This window comes from Burkholderia sp. HAN2018 (assembly GCF_024704855.1).
Lineage (GTDB): Bacteria > Pseudomonadota > Gammaproteobacteria > Burkholderiales > Burkholderiaceae > Burkholderia > Burkholderia cepacia.
Genome location: NZ_QOBB01000011.1, coordinates 19,659 through 38,270, shown reverse-complemented (window position 1 = coordinate 38,270; position 18,612 = coordinate 19,659). Strand labels below are relative to the sequence as shown.

The following is an 18,612-nucleotide window of genomic DNA, read 5'->3' as shown; positions in this document are numbered from 1 at the left end:
TCGTCGTCACTCCATTGCGTAGTCGACCTGGTGGCGCGCGATGCGCAGGCCGGCCAGTGTGTCGCGTACGCGTGCGTGTTCAGGATGCGTCGCGTATCCGTCGAGCGCTTCGCGCGACTCGAATTCGGCGACGAGAATCAGGTCGCACGCGTAATCGGCCGCGCTGAAATCCGCGCCGACTTCGAGGTGTGTCATGCCTGGAATCCGGCCGCGCAGGCTTTCGAATGCACGCTTCACGCTGGCGCGTGCCGCCGCGCGTTCGCCGTCGGTTTCGCCTGCGACGTTCCACATCACGACGTGCCGGATCACGCGCCGCGCCCTGCGGGATTGAGCACGAAGTCGTAATCGAGCGTGTAGAACGGCGTGTCCATGCGCGAACCGTCCGGCGCGATGCCGGGCGCGTGCCGCACCCAGTCGGCGACGAGCGTCGACCGTACGCCGAATACCGCGTCGGAGTCGAGATAACGATCGCCGTCGCGAAACACGTGCGTGATCAGCGTTTCGTAACCGCGCGCCGCGATCATGAAATGCAGGTGCGCGGGGCGCCACGGATGACGGCCGAGCGCATCGAGCATGGCACCGACAGGGCCGTCGTGCGGAATCGGATACGGTTCGGCGAGGATCGAGCGGAACGCGTAACGGCCGTCGGCGCCGGTGCGCAGCCGGCCGCGCGCGCGATGCGTGACCGAACCGTCGTCGGCCGGAAGCTGGACGTCGTAGTGCCCGTCCTCGTCTGCTTGCCAGACTTCCAGCGACGCGTGCGCGACCGGCATGCCGTCGATGCCGCGCACGTGGCCGGATACGAAACAGGGCTCGCCGCATGCGCCGTTCGCGATGTCGTCGAACATCGCGAACTCGGGGCTGCCGTCGACATAGAACGGGCCGAATACGGTCGCTTCCGTGCAGCCGGCCGGTTTCGCATGGTTCTGCGCGGTGACGAGGGTCGACAGCCCGAGCACGTCCGAAAGCAGGATGAATTCCTGGCGCTTGTCGTCGGTGATGTGCCCGACCGCGGTCAGGAAGCCGATCGCGGCCTGCCACTCGGCCTCGGTGAGCCGGGTCTCCCGCGCAAACGAATGCAGGTGCTGGACGAGACTGGTCATGACCGTGCGCAGCCGCTCGTCGCGACAGCCGGAGAGCGATGCGATCACGGCCTGCGTGATGGTGTCTTCGTTGAGATTGCGCATGGGGTTGTCTCCTGATGTCGTTGGATGGCGCGTTGACGTAACATTAATTCCTCCCCGGATCGTAAAAAAGATGGTTTGGAGGAGTTTTGTTCTCCGCCAAGTGGAAGAATCCAACGCATGGACAAGTGGACGCAGATCGAATTTTTCGTGCAGGTCGCCGAGCTGGGGAGCCTGTCGAAGGCCGCCGAGCGGCTCGGCATGTCGAGCGCGGCGGCGAGCCGCTGCCTGAATGCGCTGGAGGAACGGCTGGGGGCGCGGCTCGTCGAGCGGACCACGCGCCGCCTGTGGCTGACCGACGCGGGGCACGAATACCACCGGCGCTGCGTCGCGATCCTGACGGAACTGTCGGAGGCCGATGCGGCGGTCAACGAAACGAGCGTCAATCCGGCCGGCACGCTGCGCGTGACCGCTTCCGTATCGTTCGCGTCGATCTATATCGCGCCGGCGTTGCCGGAGTTTCACCGGCGCTACCCGAACCTGAACGTGCAGATCATCGCGGCGAACCGCTACCCGGATTTCATCGAGGCGGGCATCGACGTGGCGATCCGCACGCGCGAGCATGAAGCGGATTCGGGCATCACCGTGCGCAAGCTCGCCGAGACACGGCGCGTGCTGGCCGCGTCGCCCGGGTATCTGGCGAAGCACGGCGCGCCGGCGACGCCCGATGCGCTGTGCGACCACCGGATGCTGGTCTACAACCTCGCGAACGATCCGTACGTGCTGCATTTCCGCCGCGGCGCGAAGAAGCAGTCGGTCACGATCAGGAGCGTGCTCGATGCGAACGAAGGGCAGGTGATCCGCGCGGCGGCGCTTGCCGGGCTCGGCATCCTGATCCAGCCGCTCTACATCATCCACGAGGATATCGTCGCGGGAAAGCTGGTGCCGGTGCTCACCGACTGGCAACTGCCGGCGCTCACCGTCAACATCGCGTACCAGAGCCGCCGTCACCAGCCGGCGAAGATCCGCGTCTTCACCGAGTTCCTGATCGAGCGTTTCGAACGCCTCGGGCTCGCGCGCAAATGGAAGGAAGTCGGCCGCTGATCGCGGGCCGTCGCCGCACCGCCGCGCATTTCTCCGTGTAACGAAGAACTGTTCTCCTGAAGGTCGTCTTTTTCGCCGCTGTCGTGCGCTTTACATTGCGTCTCCCCGGGCCTGCGATGCCCGGCACGCGATGACACGATAACAATCCGGTCTGGAGACGACATGAAATTCACCTTGCGACGGGTACCCTTGGCATTCCTGATCGCTGGCGCCATTCAGGTTCCGGCGTCGGCCACGGAGAACGGGCAGATCAGCTATCCGTTCGGCGTCAACACCGTGCTGAACGGGCTGCTTCCGCCGCCCGGCAACACGCAGTACTTCAACTACGCGCTGTACTCGGTATCGAACCGGTTTGCCGGGCCGGACGGCGGCAGCGCGGTGTCGGGGTTCCACCTGAGCGTCGTCGCGGAAACGCCGCGCGTGGTCCACACCTGGGGCGCGACGTTCGGGCCGTTCTCGCTGTCGAGCAGCGCGATCGTGCCGATCGTGCACCTGCATCTGTCGACGCCGGGCGGTACGGGAAACCGCACGTCGCTCGGTGACGTGATCCTCGAGCCGTTCATGATCAATTACGCGAACGCATCGAAGACCTTCTTCGCGTTCTTCTCGCCGTCGTTCGCGGTGCCGAGCGGCGCGTATGCGGCGAACCGGATCGCGAACACGGGGTTGAACACGTATGCGTTCCTGCCGTACGTCAGCACGACCTGGTTTCCGGGCCGCGACTGGGAGATCTCGACGACCACGCTGCTGGAGCTGAATTCGTCGAACCATGCGACGCGGTACCACTCGGGTGCGGTGGCCGTGCTCGATTACCTGGTCGGCTATTCGATCGACCGGCGCGTGCAGGTCGGCGTGCAGGGCACGTTCCTGAAGCAGTTCACCGACGATACGCAGGACGGCATCAAGGTCGCGTCGGACGGTTTTCGCGGGCAGTCGGTCGCGATCGGCCCGCAGCTGCGTTACATGTGGGGGCCGGCGTCGGGCGTGGTCGTGAAATATCAGCACGAGTTCGCGGTGCGCAACCGGCCGCAGGGCGACAAGCTGTGGGTGCAGTTCAGTTTTCCGATCTAGGCGGCGCCGTTGCGCCGGCCGGTCGCGGCGCGCGTCACGGGCGCGGCGGCGGGTCGTAGCGGTCGTCTGCGTGTGCCGAAGTCGCAATCCCGACGGAGGCGCGTGGCGCTCGGCGTGGCCGCGATCGGGCGGATGTCGGCGCGACCGCCGGCCAGGATATCGGCCAGGGCGTCACGATCGAATGCGAACAGCGCATCGGCCGACAGCCGTTTCCCCAGTGCGACCGGGATGTAATGCAACGGGACGGTTGTCGCGTATTCGCGAGCGGCAGGTCGACGAGAGCCGGTGCGCTTTTGCGATTGTGTTTGCATCGCGGCGTCGAAAGCGGCATGCATCGGGCGGACTGCCTTCGCGGCGGCCGACGCGGTCGTGTCGTCGACACGTGAGCCGGCGTACCGGCCGATTTATCCACGGATGCTGCCGCGGCGACCCGTCACGGGTTCCAGCCATAGGCCGGGCGTACTGGCCCACGGATCCTGACAAAACCCTGACGGGATAAATTGATATAACGTATCATCCGACGTTTGGATCGATGGCCGTCCGACGCTGTCGGGCAAGCCACGTGCGACGAAACCACACGAATACCGATACGAAGTGACGAAGACGAAACACAGGCGGGCGCGCGACGCGCGGCTGCACGCCGGCTCGCGCCGGTACGACGGGGGATGGCGCTCGCGTGCCGCGTATGGTTGCGCAACCTGGGTGGGGTGTGCGATGGCGACGTCCGCCGCGCTTGCCGCGGAAGCGGCCGCACCTGCACCCGACGACCGCCATGCGCTGCCGGCGATCAACGTCAGCGCGCGATCCGCACCGGCCGACCCGCTGACGCAACCGCTCGAAACGGGCTCGCGGCTCGGGCTCGCGAGTCTCGACACCCCCGCGAGCGTCGAGTCGGTCACGGCCGGCACGATCGAGGCGCGCGGCGATCGCACGGTGCTCGATGCGGTGACGCGCACCGCGGGGTTCGCGAGCGCGATGGCGCCCGGTACCGGCGGCACCGCATTGAGCGTGCGCGGCTTCAGCGGGCAGGAATCGGTGATGACGCTGCTCGACGGCGTGCGGCTGATGCCGGCGGCCGGCACGATCACCTTCCCGTTCGACACGTGGTCGGTCGAGCGCATCGAGGTGCTGCGCGGCCCGGCGTCGGTGCTGTATGGCGAGGGGGCGATCGGCGGCGTCGTCAACGTGGTGCCGAAGCGGCCGCAGCGTGTGCGAGAGACGACGCTGCAGGCCGGTGTCGGCGCCGACGGCGCGAAGCGCTTTGCGTTCGATACGACGGGCGCGCTCGGCCCGAGGCTGTCGTATCGCTTCTACGCGAGCGATGCACGCGCGAACGGCCTCGCCGAGCGGGCCGATACGCATACGACGGCCGTCGGCGGCGCGCTGAAGTTCGACGTGAGCCCGAAGCTCACGCTGACGCTCGACTTCGACTACGGTCGCCAGATGCCGGCGACCTACCATGGCGTGCCGGCACCGAACGGCGTGCTCGATCCGTCGCTGCGCAAGCTCAACTACAACGTCGGCGATGCGACGATTGCCTATTACGACCAGTGGACGCGCCTGTCGGCCCGCTACCGGCCGACGGCCGGCGTGACGATCGACAACCAGCTCTACTACCTGACGTCGAACCGCCACTGGCGCAATGCCGAATCGTATGCGCTCGACACCGCGACGGGTCTCGTCACGCGCGGCGACTATCTGGACATCGGCCATCACCAGCGGCAGATCGGCGATCGGCTGAGCGCACGCTTCGACGGTACGCTGTTCGGCCGCGCGAACCGCTTCGTCGTCGGCACGGAATTCAGCCAGGTCACGTTCAGCGGCACCAACAATTCGCCGTATGGCGGCGAATCGACGGTGCCCGCGCACGGCTTCGATCCCGGCGTGTTCACGAGCCCCGACCCGACGGTGCCGCAGTTCAGCACGCGGGCACGGCAGGCGGCGGTGTTCGCCGAGAACCGGCTCGACGTGCTGCCGCGGCTCGCGTGGGTGAGCGGCCTGCGCTACGACCACATCGCGTTCAGCCGCGAGCAGGCGGCGAGCGGCGCCGGCTTCGACAAGCGCTTCGCGAACGTCGGCTGGCGCACGGGCTTCGTGTTCGAAGTCGCGCCGACGCTCAGCGCGTATGCGCAGTACACGACGGGCGCGGAAGGGCTCGGCTCGCTCGTGACGCTGTCCGCGTCGCAGGCGAACTACCGGCTCGCCACCGGCGAACAGTGGGAGGCCGGCGTCAAGCAGACGCTGCTCGACGGCCGCGCCTACTGGACCTTCGCCGTGTACGACATCACTAAGCGCAACCTGCTCAGCACCGATCCGTTCAATCCCGCGCTGCGCCAGCAGGTCGGCCGGCAATCGTCGCGCGGCATCGAGTTGACGGGCGGCGCGCGGCTGCCGCACGGCTGGACGGTCGACGCGAACGTCGCGCTGCTGCGCGCGCGTTATGACGAGTTCAGCCAGAAGGTCGGCAGCGCGACGGTGTCGCGCGCCGGCAATGCGCCGGCCAACGTGCCGCAGCAGACGGCGAACCTGTGGCTCGGCTGGGCGTTTGCCGAGCGCTGGCAGGCGAATGCGGGCATGCGTTACGTCGGCGCGACCTACGGCGACGACGCGAACCGCATACGGGTGCCGTCGTACACGGTGTTCGATGCGTCGCTGCGCTGGCAGCCGACGTCGCGCACCGAGCTTGCGCTGTACCTGCGCAATCTCGCGAACCGCACGTACGCGGTGACGACGTCGAACGGCGGCGAGCAATGGCTGCTCGGCCCGTCACGCTCGGCGGAGCTCGTCGCGACGATGCGCTTCTAGTGCGGCGCGGCGAGCCTCCCGTGGCGCACATGCTCGACATCGAACGCGTGAGCTGGTCTCCCGGCGGCGCGATCGCCGTGCTCGATTCGGTGACGCTGAGCGTGGCCGACGGCGAGTTCGTCGGGCTGGTCGGCCCGAACGGCAGCGGCAAGACGAGCCTGCTGCGCTGCGTGTTCCGTTACGCACGGCCCGATGCGGGCCGTGTCGCGCTCGACGCGCAGGACGTGTGGCGCATGCGGCCGCGCGCGGTCGCGCAGCGCATCGCGGTGCTGCAGCAGGAGACGCCCGACGATTTCGGGCTGACGGTCGACGAACTGGTCGGCATGGGGCGCACGCCGCACAAGCGGCCGTTCGACGCGGAGACGTCGGACGATCGCCGGATCGTCGAATCCGCACTGCACGACGTCGGCCTCGTCGAGCGCCGCGCGCAACGCTTCGCGTCGCTGTCGGGCGGCGAGAAGCAGCGCGCGCTGCTGGCTCGTGCGCTTGCGCAGCAGCCCGAACTGCTGCTGCTCGACGAACCGACCAACCATCTTGACCTGCGCCATCAGCTCGAACTGCTCGCGCGCGTGCGGCGCCTCGGCATCGCGACGCTCGCCACGATTCACGATCTCAATCTCGCGGCCGCGTATTGCGACCGGCTCCACGTGCTCGCGCACGGCAGGGTCGTCGCATCGGGCGCGCCGGTCGACGTGCTGACCGAAGCGCTGCTGCGCGACGTGTTCGGCGTCGTCGCGCTCGTCGATCGCCATCCGGTCACGGGCCGGCCGCGCATCACGCCGCTTCATCCGGAATGACCGCCATGCCGTTTCCTGTCCTGCCCTCCGCGTTGCAGTCTGCGTCGTCGTCCGCATTCCGCCGGCTGGTTGCCGCGACCCTGCTCGGCTGCGCGGCCGCGCACGCGGGCGCCTATCCCGTCACCGTGCGCAGTTGCGATCGCGACGTGACGTTCGACCGCGCGCCGACGCGCGCGGTGAGCAACGACGTGAACCTGACCGAGATGATGCTCGTGCTCGGCCTGAAGGACCGGCTCGTCGGCTACACCGGCATCGGCGGCTGGAAGACGGGCACCGCGCGCGTGCGCGACGCGCTGCGCGGCGTGCCCGAACTCGCGAGCCAGTATCCGTCGCTCGAGGTGCTGGCGGCCGCGCGTGCCGACTTCTATCTCGCGGGCTGGAACTACGGGATGCATGTCGGCGGCGCGGTGACGCCGGCGACCCTCGCGCCGTTCGGCATCCGGACTTACGAGCTGACCGAATCGTGCTCGCACGTGATGAAGCAGACGGCCGCGTCGTTCGACGACGTGTTCCGCGACCTGAACAATCTCGGCCGGATCTTCGGTGTCGACGCGCGCGCCGCGCAGGTCGTGGCTGCGATGCGCGCGCGTCTCGCGGCGGTGTCGCGCGCGATCGGGCGTCCGGCGCCGCTGCGCGTGTTCGTCTACGACAGCGGCACCGACAAGCCGATGACGGCCGGCGCGCTCGCGATGCCGACCGCGCTGCTGACGGCGGCCGGGGCGCGCAACGTGATGGCCGACCTGCCGCGCAGCTGGACGCAGGTGAGCTGGGAAAGCGTGGTCGCGCGCGATCCGCAGGTGATCGTGATCGTCGACTATTCGGCCGTGACGGCCGCGCAGAAGCAGCAGTTCCTGCTGAGCCAGCCGTCGCTCGCGCGCGTGGCCGCCATTCGCGACCGGCGCTTCATCGTGATTCCCTACGATGCGGCGACGCCGGGCCCCGAGAACGTCGCGGCCGTCGAGACGCTGGCGCGCGCGCTGTATCCGGCCGCGTTCGCCGGGCCGGTGCGATGAGCGGGCACGTGCGTGCTTCGCGGCCCGGCATGCGCACGGTGCTGCCGGCGCTGGCGCTGCTGCTGGTCGTGTCGATCGTCGTATCGGCCGCGTTCGGTCCGGCGCCGATCGCGATGCGGGCCGCGGTGCGGATCGTCGCCACGCACATCGTGCCGGCGTTCGGCGAGGCCGGCGCGTTCGCGGCGGGGGCGGGCGACGACAGCATCGTCTGGCTGATCCGGATGCCGCGCGCGCTGCTCGCCGCGATCGTTGGCGCGACGCTGGCAGCGGTCGGCGTCGCGTTGCAGGCGGCGACCGCGAACCGCCTGGCCGATCCGCACCTGCTCGGCGTGAGCGCGGGCGCGATGCTCGGCGCCGTCGCGGTCACCGTGCTGGCCGGCGCGGCACTCGGCCCGTTCACGCTGTCGGCTGCCGCCTTCGCGGGCGCGCTCGCGGCGACGGCCTGCGTCATCGCGCTCGCTTACCGGCGCGGCCGGCTCGAATCGGACCGGCTGCTGCTCGCGGGCGTATCGGTGTCGTTCATGATGGCCGCGTTCGGCAACCTGCTGCTGTATCTCGGCGATCAGCGCGCCGCGTCGTCGGTGCTGTTCTGGATGCTCGGCGGCGTCGGGCTCGCGCGCTGGGATCTGCTGCCGGTGCCGGCCGCATGCGCGGTGCTTGCCGGCGGCGCGCTGTACGCGCGCCGGCGCGAACTGAATGCGCTGATGTCGGGCGACGTGGCCGCGGCCGCGCTCGGGGTGCCGAGCGCGCGGATGCGGCGCGAGGTCTTCGTCGTCGCGTCGTTCGCGACCGGTGCGATGGTGGCGGTGAGCGGGGCGATCGGCTTCGTCGGGCTCGTGACGCCGCATCTGTGCCGCCGCGTCGTCGGTGCCGAGCACGGCAGGCTGCTGCCGGTTGCCGCGCTGACCGGCGCGATCCTGCTCGTGTGGGCCGATGTGGCCGCCCGCACGCTCGCGGCGCCGGAGGATCTGCCGATCGGGATCGTGACCGCGATGTTCGGCAGCCTGTTCTTCGTCGCGCTGTTGCGCCGCCGCTGAGCAACGCGTGTGCACCGGCGGCGGGCGCTCAGGCGAGGGCGCCTGCCGCGCGCGTCATTGCCGCGGGATGGCCATGCCCGTGCCGCGGCCGAATGCGTCGCCCTGCGCGACGGTATCCGGCACGTCGAACAGGTTGTCCGGCAGCGTTCGCACGGGCAGCGTGATTACGAAGCGTGCGCCGCCGAGCGGCGAATCCTCGAGCCGCACGTCGCCGCCGTGCACCTGCGCGACGCGCCTCACGATAGCGAGCCCGAGCCCGAAGCCGCCGGTTTGCCGGTCGCGGCTGGAGTCGAGCCGCTGGAACGGTTCGAACACGCGGGCGCGTTCGGCGGCCGGAATGCCGGGGCCGTCGTCGTCGACGCTCAGCACGAGCGCGCCGGACGCGTCGCGTGCGGCGGCGAGCAGCACGGTGCGCGATGCATAGCGTGCGCCGTTGCGGATCAGGTTAAGCAACGCGCGGGCAACCAGCTTCGGGTCGCACACGTGGGTCGCGGGGGCACCGAGCGTCGATACGTCGAGCGAGATGCCGCGATCGGCGACATCGTTCGAGACGTTGCCGGCGACGCTGTCGATCAACGCGTCGACGACGACTTCCATCGGCGCGAGCTGGCTCGCGCCCTGTTCGAGCCGGCCGATCGTCAGCAGCTCGGTGACGAGCTCGTCGAGTTCGCGCACGTCGCGGCGCAGCGCGTCGCGGCGTTCGCGCATCCGGCCCGTTTCATCCGGCTCGGCGAGCAGCGCGAGCCCGAACTCGAGCCGCGCGAGCGGCGTCTTCAGTTCGTGCGAGATGCCGTGCATCATTTCACGCTGCTGCTTGATGGATGCCTCGATGCGCTCGGCCATGTCGTTGAACTGTTGCGACAGTTCGTCGATGTTCGACTTGCCCGACAGCTTCACGCGCGTCGACAGCGTGCCGGCGCCGAATGCGCGTGCGGCGTCCTGCAGCTTGCGCAGGTCGCGCCAGTGATAGTGAACCCACAGCACCACCGCGAGCAGTGCGCTGAGCGCGAGCAGCATGTATGCATAGATCTTGATGTCGAGGCTGAATGCTTCGATCGGCCGCGCATGCAGTACCGAACCATCTGCAAGCGGCATGTAGTAATCCTTGTGGTCGTAGCTGATCGAGATTCGGCCGGCGTCGAGATCGCGCAGCGGCTCGCCGCTCAATTGCGCGCGGGCGGTGGCCATCGGCATGAAGTCGAACCTTTCGTTGCCGTGTTTCGCGAGCTCGCGCAGCGCGAACTTGCGCTGCTCGCCCGGGTGGCGTTCGAGGTAATCGTTGAGCACGAACGCGTAGGTCGTCAACGACTCCCGCTCCGCCTGCGCGGTGCGATCGTAGAAGATCCGGTCGAACGACAGCTGGACGAAGATGATCGACGCGGCGACGAACAGGATCACGACGAGGTACAGCCTGATCAACGGGCGCAGCATTTATTCGTCCCACGCGGAAGGGCTGAACAGGTAGCCGCGGCCCCAGATCGTCTTGATCTTGTGCGGCTCCGACGACGCATCCTCGAAGCGGCGGCGCAGCTTCGAGATGCCGGAATCGACCGAGCGGTCGAGTCCGTCGAACTCGATCCCGCGCAGCTGCTTCAGGATGTCGTCGCGGCTCAGCACGGTGCCGGCCGCGCGCGCGAGAATCAGCAGCAGGTTGAACTCGGCAGTCTTGAGGTCGACCGGCTCGCCGCGCCAGGTCACGGTGCGGTTCGGCGGCGAGATCGCCAGCTCGCCGAACACGAGCGCTTCGGGGGCGGCCACGGGCGTGTCGGCGGCGGCCGGCTGCGCACGGCGCAGCAGCGCGCGGGCGCGCGCGACCAGCACGCGCGGCTCGATCGGCTTCGTCACGTAGTCGTCGGCGCCCGTCTCGAGGCCCGCGACCTGGTCGTAGACGTCCAGGCGCGCGGTCAGGATCAGCACGGGGACGTTGGTGAACGCGCGGATGCGCCGGCAGACTTCCATCCCGTCGAGGTTCGGCAGCATCAGGTCGAGTATCACGAGGGCCGGCTGGTGCTCGCGCACCGCCGCGACGGCGAGGTCGCCGCGCCGGACGACCGTCACCGCGAATTCATAGCTGTCGAGGTATTCGCGGACGAGCTGCGCGAGGCGGTCGTCGTCCTCGATCAGCAGTACGCGGTATTTGAGCGGATCTTCGTTCATGGTCTCCTCAGGATGCGCGCGCCATCTCACGCCGTGGCAAGCCGGGGTGCGGCGCGGCCCGCAGATTCTATCCGGCGCACCGAACGCCGGGGGAGCGGTACGACAATCTCGAACAATCAAACACAATTGAGCACAGATTCTCCGAAGATTCAGGACAGTCTCGGCGCGGGGCGGCACCTAGACTGCGGGCTCCGTCACTTCTATCTCAATATTGTGCGCCCAATACTTCGCCGCTACCGCTATTGCATGCCGCTCGCCGGCCTGACCCTCGCCGCCGCCGCCCACGCGGAAAACCAGTATTCGCTGTCGCTTGGCGGTGGTTTCGCACCGCGCTACCCGGGCAGCAACCAGTACCGCGGCGTCGTTGCGCCGGGGCTTTCCGCGAAGTTCGGTAACGGCTTCTTCATCGACAGCACCGAGGGCGCCGGCTACCGGCTCGACCTGCCGCACGGTGTGTTCCTGTCGGCGGCCGTGAGCTACGACGCGGGCCGTGCGGACGAGAACCGCTTCGACATGCCGGGCTCCGACTACCTGAAGGGCATGGGCCGGATTCCGGGCTCGGTGCTGGTGGGCGTGCGCGCGGGCGTGACGCTCTTCAACGCGGCGGAGCTGAGCGTCACGATCGACACACCGGTGACGCATACGTCGCGCGGCGTGTCGGGGCACGTGGATCTCGCGGTGCCCGTGTTCAAGACCTCGCAGCACGAGATCATCGTGACGGGAACCGTGCACGCGGGCTCGGGGCGCTACACGCAGACGTTCTACGGCGTGACCGACGCACAGTCGATGACGAGCCGGTTCCGGCCGTATTCGACGAGCGGCGGGATCGACAGCGCGTCGATGGCGATCGCGTGGAACTGGACGCTGTCGCAGCACTGGTCGGTGCTCGCGACGGGGGGCGTGACGCGCTTGCTTGGTCGCTACGGCGACAGTCCGATCGTCCAGTCGCGCAGCAACTATTACGGCATCGCGGGCGTGACCTACAAGTTCTGAGTGAGTTGCCGGCGCGCGCATGCCGCACGCGCGGGCGTCGGCGTCGGTGTTGCAGCCGTCGCGGCGAATCGCGTGGGGTAACATGCAGGCGGGTCCGGCGCCGTGCCGGACTTGCGACCCGGTTCGCCGCCACGGCCGGACCGTATCGCGTCACCGCCGACATTCGCCGGCCGGCCTTCGTCGGGGAACGGTCGGCGGCGCGCGGCGCCGATCATTCATGCGACGCCGGGCCGTGCACGAAGGCCGCATACGGCACACCGGGGCGCGACAGGGAGAAACCGATGAAGAACACGATCGCGATACTCGTTGCACTCGTTGCGAGCGCAACCTTTGCAGGATGTGCGGACATGAACACGAAGCACCCCAACGCCACCGCCGGCGGCGCGGTGATGAACCCCGCACCGTCGGGCGCCACGAGCGCGTGCAAGGCGGACGCCGCGCCGGACGACGCGCTGGTCGGAAAAACCGAGGCCGATGCGGCCGCGCTTCTCGACGGCTGCCTGTGGCGCGTGCTCGAGCGCGACGGCAAATCGCTGCCGGGCACGATGGACTATCGCCAGGAGCGACGCGACCTCGGCATTCGTGACGGCAAGGTGATCTGGGTGCGGCGCGGGTGAGGGATTCGGCCGCTGCGTCCGGTTATGCGGTGGCCGTCCCGGATTGCCGCGCGGGAGCGGCGGTGTCGGCCGTCGTCGCAGGGGTGACGAGCATCACGCCGCGTGCGAGCGGATCGCTGACCGATGCCGCGAATACCGCTTGCCGCTCCTCCGTCGCGCGATCGGCGGCGACCGCCAGCGCCGCCAGCGCGAGCGCCGCGCCGCTTGCGCCGTTGGCGAGCCCGAGGTGGCGGCTGCGCTCGGCGGCTTCGGCGCCCCAGGTCTGTTCGCCGACCGTCACGACTTCGGTGCGACGACTGCCGCGCTGATCGGCGTCGGTGACGAATCCGGGTGCCGTCAGGTCGGGGTGCAGCATCGACAAGCGTGTACTCGCCGCAGTGAGCAGTTGCCCGAGCGTCGTCGAATCAGCCTTGCCGTGATCGGCGGAACCCGCGCGGCGCGCGGAAGCGATGCGATGGAGCGACGGCGCGGGCGTCGCATGCGGGGCGTCGGGATGAGCGAGCAGCAGCGCGCATGCGCCTTCGCCAGGCGTTACGCCGTCCGGCCGATCGCGGCCGTAGAGCCGGCCCGTGCGGTCCAGCGCGTCGACGGCATCCTGGCTTGCGGTGGAGTCGAATGCGAGCACGACGTGCAGATCGGCGGACGGTTGCAGGTGCAACGCCTGGATCAGTTCGTCGATGATCGCCCACGCTTGTACGGGATCGGCGACCGTGCGCAGTTGCGCGCGAACGATGCCCGGCGCGACGGCTTCCCGTGCCGTGTGCGCATCGAGCCATGCGGCGAGCGTTGCGGCGACCGGTTGCCAGCGGTCCGGCATCAGCAGGTGGAGCCTGAGCGGCGACGCGTCCGCGCCGGACAGCACGGCATGCCGCTCGCGCAATTCGTCGAGCGCATCGGCGGCCAGCAGCAGCCCGCGCCAGTGCTCGTCCCTCAGAGTTTCCTGCGTGCCAGGCGCAAGGAGGCTCGCATCGAACCGGTCGGGCGACACCGAATCGACCGTGCTGGCGAATACGCCGGTTCCGTCCGGGCGTTGCAGTTTGGGGTGAAGCGCGACGGGATGCCCTTCCCGGGCCGCCGCATCGATTTCCGCGGTCGTCGCACCCGTCGGCAGCCGGACGCTGCTGTCGAGCAGCAGGGCAGACCACGTGTGCGACTCGGCATCCTGCGTGGCCGTCGCGTCCTTCGACGCGGACGACGTCGCCGGTGCGGCCGCCGCGGGTGCCGGGTGCTGGCCGAGCCCCCGGCGCAACCATGCCACGCAAACGGCGAGCGCCGCCGGCAGCACGAGCCCGTATAGCAGGAGGTCCCTGGTGGTCGGTGCATGTCGGGTCGTCTTCCACCAGACGAACACGGCGACCCACACCGCGACGAATAGCGCGGCGACGAATGCCGTTTTGCGCAACCCCGTGATCATTTCCGTCGATTCCCCCGTGACTTGCCGACGTCGTGTGTCAGTTGCCGTCACTGCCTGCCGTTTTGCTCGCGACCAGCACGGCGCCGCAGGCCGTCTTGTAGCCGTCGCGTGCGACGCCTTCGCCTTGCACGATCATCGTGTCGTCGCCGTCGACGATGTGATTCGGGCCGTGCACCGGACACGTCACCGTGTCGTTGCGGCGAGCGATGCCGCGACCGTCGACCGACGACAGCGTGGATGCACTGGTCACGGTGCCGCCATGGCTGTGCTTGTCGCCAAGGACGATGAAGGGTTGGGTCATACGGATGGGCCTCCTTGCGGGATCGTCGTCGCTGCATCCGGATTTCCCGATCCCGGATGTCATCGACGACGCTTTTCGAATCTATTTCGACTGAATCAGGTATTTATTACCTTTCGGCAATAATTTTCTGATTCGGTTGAATAGTCAGGTAGCTGTCGAACTGAAAGCAGCCATTATCGTGTGTGAAGCCCGTACGTCAAGGTCTCGCGTTTTTTTATCAGGTGTTTGCCTGTAGCGGAGTCTGACTGTGTAATTTAAAATAGTAAGCTTCAGAAAAAGGGGCGCATCCATTCGGCCGACTGGCGTGCGTTCCGCCTGATGGCGGGGCAGGTGCCCGTACCAGACAGTGCTGCAGGGGAATTCCGTGTGTTTCCTGCCGGTTCGGCGTGGCGATCGCGATGCAGGCAATCATGCATCGTCTCGTGTTCGTCGCAGCCTATGCACCTAAAAACGTCAAATCCTGAGAGAGCGGGAATCGCATGAGCGTCATCAAGGAATTTGCGTCTCTATTCGGCGCATTCAATCGCCTGTATTCGCTGGACGGATCTGGCGCGCTTGCTGCATTTCAAATCGAGCGCTGGACCGGTCGCGAATCGCTCTCCGATCTCTTTCAATGGAACGTCGATGCGCTGTCGACGGATCCTGCACTGGATCTCGACGCGATGCTCGGGCAGCGTGTCGCGATTCGCACCACGCTCGCGAACGGCACGACGACGCTGCGCAGCGGACTCGTCGCCGAGGCCGAGTGCATCGGTTACGACGCAGGTCTCGCTCGCTACCATCTCCAGATCGTGCCGTGGCTCGCGGCGCTCACGCATGCGCGTGACGAGCGAACCTTCGTGAATCAGACGCTCGCCGACGTGCTCGACACGGTGTTCGCGCCGTACGCCGGGATCGCGCGGTGGCGCCTCACGCCGGATGCGGGCCGGCGTCTCGACGCGCTGGCTCCGGTCGCGTACCGCGTGCAGTACCGCACTCATACACACTACGAATTCGTGCAGCATCTGCTGGCCGAGGCCGGCCTCGGGTTCTGCTTCGTCGAGGACGAGGACGCGCCCGCCGGGCATGCGATGCTGGTCTTCGACGACAGCGCGCAACTGGCCGAGGACGAGACGTCGGCGCGACGCGGCGGGGTGCCGCGCCGCTCGAGCGGGACAGCGACCGACGCCGACGACGTGATCCTCGGGATCGGGCAGTCGCTGTCGCTGACGGCCGATCGCGTCACGCTGATCAGCAGCGACTACCGCGCGAACCGCGCGACCACCGCGAGCACGGATCTCGGCCGGCCGAACGGCACGCGCGAGCTCTACGACGACGTCGGGCCGGAAGCGTTCGACACCCTGCGCGACGCGGAAGACACGGCGCGGCGCCAGGCCGACGCGATCGTGTCGCGCGCATGTTTCTGGACCGGCTACGGCACGCTGCGCACGGCGCGCGCCGGCCGCGCGCTGAAGCTCGTCGATTCCGGCTGGCAAGCCGTGCGCGGTGCCGCGGCGCCCGAGGATTTTCTGCTGACGCACGTCGAGCACGTCGGGATCAACAATCTCCCGCCGACCGTCATGGAAGCCATCGAGCGGCAACTCGGGCCGCTGCCGGCGGCGAAGCTCGATCCGCGTGTGCTCCGGCAAGCGCAGGCCGGGGGTTACGCGAACCGGTTCGATGCGGTGCCGCGCTCGCAAGTCTGGCGGCCCACGCTGGCGGACGGGACCGGGCAGCGGCTCAATCCGGTTGCGACGGCGCTGGGCGCGCAGACGGCGATCGTCGTCGGTCCGACCGGCAGCGCGCAGCCCGGTTCGACGGGGCCGGTGCATGCCGACGCTCAAGGGCGCTTGCGCGTCCGGTTCCACTGGCAGGCGGAAGACGATACGGGCACTTATCCGACGCGCGCGATTCAACGGCTCGCGAGCGACGGGCACGGTCTTCAGCAGGTGCCGCGCATCGGCCATGAAGTCCTCGTGCAGTTTCACCACGGGCTGATCCACCGGCCGATCGTGCTCGGCGGCCTGTTCAACGGCCGCGGCGAAGGCGGTGAGTCGCCTTCGCCGGGCGGCGCGGCCGGGAAACCGCTCGACGCATCGATCTACACGCAGGCGGGCGACCATGCGCCGAGCGCGCAGGGCAATCTCGCGAGCGGGCTGAGCCCCGCGTGGCACGGCGCCGGCGGCGGCGCGGATCGCCACAATCACGCCGGCGCGCTGTCGGGCTTCAAGAGCCAGGGGTTCGACGGGCAGGGCCACAACCAACTGGTCGCGGACGATTCCGACGGCATGGGGCGCCTGCAGATGGCGACCACGCACGCGGCGACGCAACTGAACCTCGGCCATCTGCGTCATCAGTCCGACAACTATCTCGGCAGTTTTCGCGGCCAGGGCGTCGAATTGCGCTCGGACGCCTACGGTGCGATGCGTGCGACGCGCGGCTTGCTGGTGTCGAGCTATGCGCTTGCCGGCGCCGCACAGCCGGCGGGCGATGCATCCGCGCTGCAGGCGCTGCTCGCGCGGCACGCCGCGCTGGTCGGCCGGTTCGACAAGACTGCCGATACGCACGGGACGCTGCCGTTCGCCACGCAGCGCGGCGTGGAGCAGGCGGGCCAGTCGTCGCTGAACGACAAGGCCGCGCCGCTTGACGCGCTCGCGCAGAGCTTCGCAACGACGGTCGGCGCGAACGGCTACGCACAGGCATCGGCCGATGCCGCGCAGCGATCGACGGGCAACGCACTGCCGCATACGGGCGACGCGGTGCTCGGGATCGAGGCACGGGGCGGACACGGGTTGATCGCCGGGCAGGCGCTCCAATGGGCGGCCGGCGAAACGCTGTCGCTCGGCAGCGGTGCCGACTTCAATCTCGCCGCCGCGCAGCAGCTGCGCATTCACAGCGGGCAGGGCATCGGCTGGCTGGGCGGCGCGAGCCATGCGGACGGCGTCGGCATGAGCCTGATCTCCGGCAAGGACGGGCTGACGCTGCAGGCGCAGCGCGACGTGCTGGGCCTGCGTGCGCGCGACGACCTGAAGGTCGCGTCCGCGAGCGCGGATGTCGAGATCGCCGCGAAGAAGACGGTGCATCTCGCGGTGAGCGGCGGCGCGCATGTGACGATCGAAGGCGGCGACGTCACGTTCGGCTGCCCGGGCAAATTCGTCGTGTATGCCGCGCAGCATGCTTTCGTGGGCCCTGATCAAATGAGTACACCGTTGCCGCAGTTTCCCGAGAAGGTGTGCGTCGAATGCCTGCTGCACGCGATGCAGTCGGGCAGCGCGCTTGCGGGCAAGGCAATCTGAGCATGAAGATCGAGCCGACCGACTGGATCGACCGCTATCCCGACGACACGCCGGATCGGCTGAACACGCTGTTCGAGCGAGCGCCGGCCGGCGGCCGCTGGCATCTCCTGCTCGACATGGGTTTCGCGCCGGCGCTGCGTGACCGGCTGCCCGCGGTTGACCGCAACGATGCCGTCGTCGTGCTGTACGAAGGCGTGTACGACGGCGACGACCTGGCGGCGATTTCGCCGTGCCTCGCGCCGTTGCCTGCCGACGCGGCAGCGCGCGCGGCGATGCTCGGGACCGTGTTGCGCGAGACGTCCGGACGTCCGATGGTGAGCCTGTTGCGCGGCGCGCGCGATACGGGCGCGCTTGCCGCGCATCTGCGCGGGCAGATGGAGGCGAGCGCGGCGGCCGACGGCGAAGCGTTCCTGGTGCGTTTCGCCGATACGCGTTGCCTGCCGGCCTGGCTCGAGGCGCTCACGCCCGCGCAGCGTCGCCGCTTCACGGACGGCATCGACGCGTGGCATGTGTTCGATCGCACCGGGGCGCTCGTGGCGCTCGATGTCGACACCGCACGCGGAGCGGCCGCCGGCGAAGCGGGTGCCGGGCGCAGCGGCGAGCCCTACGTGCTCGACGGGGACCAGGTCGAACGACTGCGGCAGGCCGCGAAGATCGACACGCTGCTTTTTCATGTCCGCCAGCGTCCGGAGAGTTTCGGCCGGCTGCTGGCAACGCCGTCGCAAGCCCATGCGTGCGTGAGCGCGGCGTGGGCGCGGCACGACGGGCCGCCCGCGGCAGCGTCGCGGGTCGCGCTCGATGCGCTCGTGGCGGCCGGGTATCTGGCGACGGAGCGGGCGCCTGCCGCGTCGTCCGCGTAGAACAATGCGGGTTCGCGTGCATGCGAACGGCGACACGGACGTGT

The 18,612-nt window shown here is 68.8% G+C and carries 17 protein-coding genes; 10 read left to right on the top strand and 7 right to left on the bottom strand.

What is annotated here, in order from left to right; all coding sequences use genetic code 11:
- Positions 1-6 precede the first annotated feature (6 nt).
- Together DPV74_RS04490 and DPV74_RS04485 are read right to left on the bottom strand one after the other, a co-directional pair.
- A complete protein-coding gene (locus tag DPV74_RS04490; protein WP_119336616.1) occupies positions 7-309 on the bottom strand; it encodes a Dabb family protein in 303 nt (100 codons plus the stop codon).
- Positions 306-1,187, bottom strand: a complete 882-nt coding sequence (locus DPV74_RS04485) for an intradiol ring-cleavage dioxygenase (protein WP_027787833.1) — start codon at positions 1,185-1,187, stop codon at positions 306-308. Before DPV74_RS04485 ends, DPV74_RS04490 begins: the two co-directional genes overlap by 4 nt.
- Before the next feature lie 117 nt (positions 1,188-1,304).
- Here DPV74_RS04485 and DPV74_RS04480 point away from each other — a divergent pair, with 117 nt between their 5' ends.
- Together DPV74_RS04480 and DPV74_RS04475 are read left to right on the top strand one after the other, a co-directional pair.
- Complete coding sequence (locus tag DPV74_RS04480; protein WP_119336615.1) at positions 1,305-2,228, top strand: LysR family transcriptional regulator; 924 nt, start codon at positions 1,305-1,307, stop codon at positions 2,226-2,228.
- Positions 2,229-2,390: 162 nt separating this feature from the next.
- On the top strand, positions 2,391-3,299 hold the full coding sequence (locus tag DPV74_RS04475) for a transporter (RefSeq protein ID WP_119336614.1): 909 nt from the start codon (positions 2,391-2,393) through the stop codon (positions 3,297-3,299).
- Here DPV74_RS04475 and DPV74_RS04470 read toward each other — a convergent pair.
- Positions 3,296-3,634, bottom strand: coding sequence for a hypothetical protein (locus DPV74_RS04470; protein ID WP_162922943.1), 339 nt, complete (start codon positions 3,632-3,634; stop codon positions 3,296-3,298). The genes DPV74_RS04475 and DPV74_RS04470 overlap by 4 nt on opposite strands.
- Before the next feature lie 379 nt (positions 3,635-4,013).
- Here DPV74_RS04470 and DPV74_RS04465 point away from each other — a divergent pair, with 379 nt between their 5' ends.
- Genes DPV74_RS04465 through DPV74_RS04450 form a run of 4 tightly spaced genes read left to right on the top strand, consistent with a single transcriptional unit; the run spans position 4,014 to position 8,951 of the window.
- Positions 4,014-6,104 (top strand): TonB-dependent siderophore receptor, encoded by a 2,091-nt coding sequence (locus DPV74_RS04465; RefSeq protein WP_119336612.1) that lies wholly within the window; start codon positions 4,014-4,016, stop codon positions 6,102-6,104.
- A gap of 29 nt (positions 6,105-6,133) precedes the next feature.
- Entirely contained in the window at positions 6,134-6,901 is a 768-nt protein-coding gene (locus tag DPV74_RS04460; protein ID WP_119336611.1) for an ABC transporter ATP-binding protein, read from the top strand.
- Positions 6,898-7,914 (top strand): ABC transporter substrate-binding protein, encoded by a 1,017-nt coding sequence (locus tag DPV74_RS04455; protein WP_119336610.1) that lies wholly within the window; start codon positions 6,898-6,900, stop codon positions 7,912-7,914. Before DPV74_RS04460 ends, DPV74_RS04455 begins: the two co-directional genes overlap by 4 nt.
- Positions 7,911-8,951 (top strand): iron ABC transporter permease, encoded by a 1,041-nt coding sequence (locus DPV74_RS04450; RefSeq protein WP_059695657.1) that lies wholly within the window; start codon positions 7,911-7,913, stop codon positions 8,949-8,951. The genes DPV74_RS04455 and DPV74_RS04450 overlap by 4 nt, the downstream gene beginning before the upstream one ends.
- Positions 8,952-9,005: 54 nt before the next feature.
- Here DPV74_RS04450 and DPV74_RS04445 read toward each other — a convergent pair whose 3' ends face one another.
- Positions 9,006-10,382, bottom strand: a complete 1,377-nt coding sequence (locus DPV74_RS04445) for an ATP-binding protein (RefSeq protein ID WP_119336609.1) — start codon at positions 10,380-10,382, stop codon at positions 9,006-9,008.
- Positions 10,383-11,108 (bottom strand): response regulator, encoded by a 726-nt coding sequence (locus DPV74_RS04440; RefSeq protein ID WP_027787824.1) that lies wholly within the window; start codon positions 11,106-11,108, stop codon positions 10,383-10,385.
- 246 nt (positions 11,109-11,354) lie between these two features.
- Here DPV74_RS04440 and DPV74_RS04435 point away from each other — a divergent pair, with 246 nt between their 5' ends.
- A complete protein-coding gene (locus DPV74_RS04435; protein ID WP_060372208.1) occupies positions 11,355-12,101 on the top strand; it encodes a MipA/OmpV family protein in 747 nt (248 codons plus the stop codon).
- A 281-nt stretch (positions 12,102-12,382) separates the two neighbouring features.
- Positions 12,383-12,718, top strand: coding sequence for a hypothetical protein (locus DPV74_RS04430; protein ID WP_119336608.1), 336 nt, complete (start codon positions 12,383-12,385; stop codon positions 12,716-12,718).
- Positions 12,719-12,740: 22 nt separating this feature from the next.
- On the opposite strand, the gene DPV74_RS04425 is transcribed toward DPV74_RS04430, so the two are convergent.
- Together DPV74_RS04425 and DPV74_RS04420 are read right to left on the bottom strand one after the other, a co-directional pair.
- A complete protein-coding gene (locus DPV74_RS04425; RefSeq protein WP_119336607.1) occupies positions 12,741-14,132 on the bottom strand; it encodes a hypothetical protein in 1,392 nt (463 codons plus the stop codon).
- Between the two features lie 37 nt (positions 14,133-14,169).
- A complete protein-coding gene (locus DPV74_RS04420) occupies positions 14,170-14,433 on the bottom strand; it encodes a PAAR domain-containing protein (RefSeq protein ID WP_027787820.1) in 264 nt (87 codons plus the stop codon).
- A 479-nt stretch (positions 14,434-14,912) separates the two neighbouring features.
- Between DPV74_RS04420 and DPV74_RS04415 the strand changes: the two genes are divergently transcribed.
- Together DPV74_RS04415 and DPV74_RS04410 are read left to right on the top strand one after the other, a co-directional pair.
- Entirely contained in the window at positions 14,913-17,708 is a 2,796-nt protein-coding gene (locus DPV74_RS04415) for a type VI secretion system Vgr family protein (protein ID WP_119336606.1), read from the top strand.
- Positions 17,709-17,710: 2 nt separating this feature from the next.
- Entirely contained in the window at positions 17,711-18,568 is an 858-nt protein-coding gene (locus DPV74_RS04410; RefSeq protein ID WP_119336605.1) for a DUF4123 domain-containing protein, read from the top strand.
- The last annotated feature ends 44 nt before the right edge of the window (positions 18,569-18,612 follow it).

Coding starts and splice junctions, on each gene's coding strand:
- DPV74_RS04485 (WP_027787833.1), bottom strand. CDS start 1,187: ATGCGCAATCTCAACGAAGACACCATCACGCAGGCCGTGATCGCATCG.
- DPV74_RS04480 (WP_119336615.1), top strand. CDS start 1,305: ATGGACAAGTGGACGCAGATCGAATTTTTCGTGCAGGTCGCCGAGCTG.
- DPV74_RS04475 (WP_119336614.1), top strand. CDS start 2,391: ATGAAATTCACCTTGCGACGGGTACCCTTGGCATTCCTGATCGCTGGC.
- DPV74_RS04470 (WP_162922943.1), bottom strand. CDS start 3,634: ATGCATGCCGCTTTCGACGCCGCGATGCAAACACAATCGCAAAAGCGC.
- DPV74_RS04465 (WP_119336612.1), top strand. CDS start 4,014: ATGGCGACGTCCGCCGCGCTTGCCGCGGAAGCGGCCGCACCTGCACCC.
- DPV74_RS04460 (WP_119336611.1), top strand. CDS start 6,134: ATGCTCGACATCGAACGCGTGAGCTGGTCTCCCGGCGGCGCGATCGCC.
- DPV74_RS04455 (WP_119336610.1), top strand. CDS start 6,898: ATGACCGCCATGCCGTTTCCTGTCCTGCCCTCCGCGTTGCAGTCTGCG.
- DPV74_RS04450 (WP_059695657.1), top strand. CDS start 7,911: ATGAGCGGGCACGTGCGTGCTTCGCGGCCCGGCATGCGCACGGTGCTG.
- DPV74_RS04445 (WP_119336609.1), bottom strand. CDS start 10,382: ATGCTGCGCCCGTTGATCAGGCTGTACCTCGTCGTGATCCTGTTCGTC.
- DPV74_RS04440 (WP_027787824.1), bottom strand. CDS start 11,108: ATGAACGAAGATCCGCTCAAATACCGCGTACTGCTGATCGAGGACGAC.
- DPV74_RS04435 (WP_060372208.1), top strand. CDS start 11,355: ATGCCGCTCGCCGGCCTGACCCTCGCCGCCGCCGCCCACGCGGAAAAC.
- DPV74_RS04430 (WP_119336608.1), top strand. CDS start 12,383: ATGAAGAACACGATCGCGATACTCGTTGCACTCGTTGCGAGCGCAACC.
- DPV74_RS04425 (WP_119336607.1), bottom strand. CDS start 14,132: ATGATCACGGGGTTGCGCAAAACGGCATTCGTCGCCGCGCTATTCGTC.
- DPV74_RS04420 (WP_027787820.1), bottom strand. CDS start 14,433: ATGACCCAACCCTTCATCGTCCTTGGCGACAAGCACAGCCATGGCGGC.
- DPV74_RS04415 (WP_119336606.1), top strand. CDS start 14,913: ATGAGCGTCATCAAGGAATTTGCGTCTCTATTCGGCGCATTCAATCGC.
- DPV74_RS04410 (WP_119336605.1), top strand. CDS start 17,711: ATGAAGATCGAGCCGACCGACTGGATCGACCGCTATCCCGACGACACG.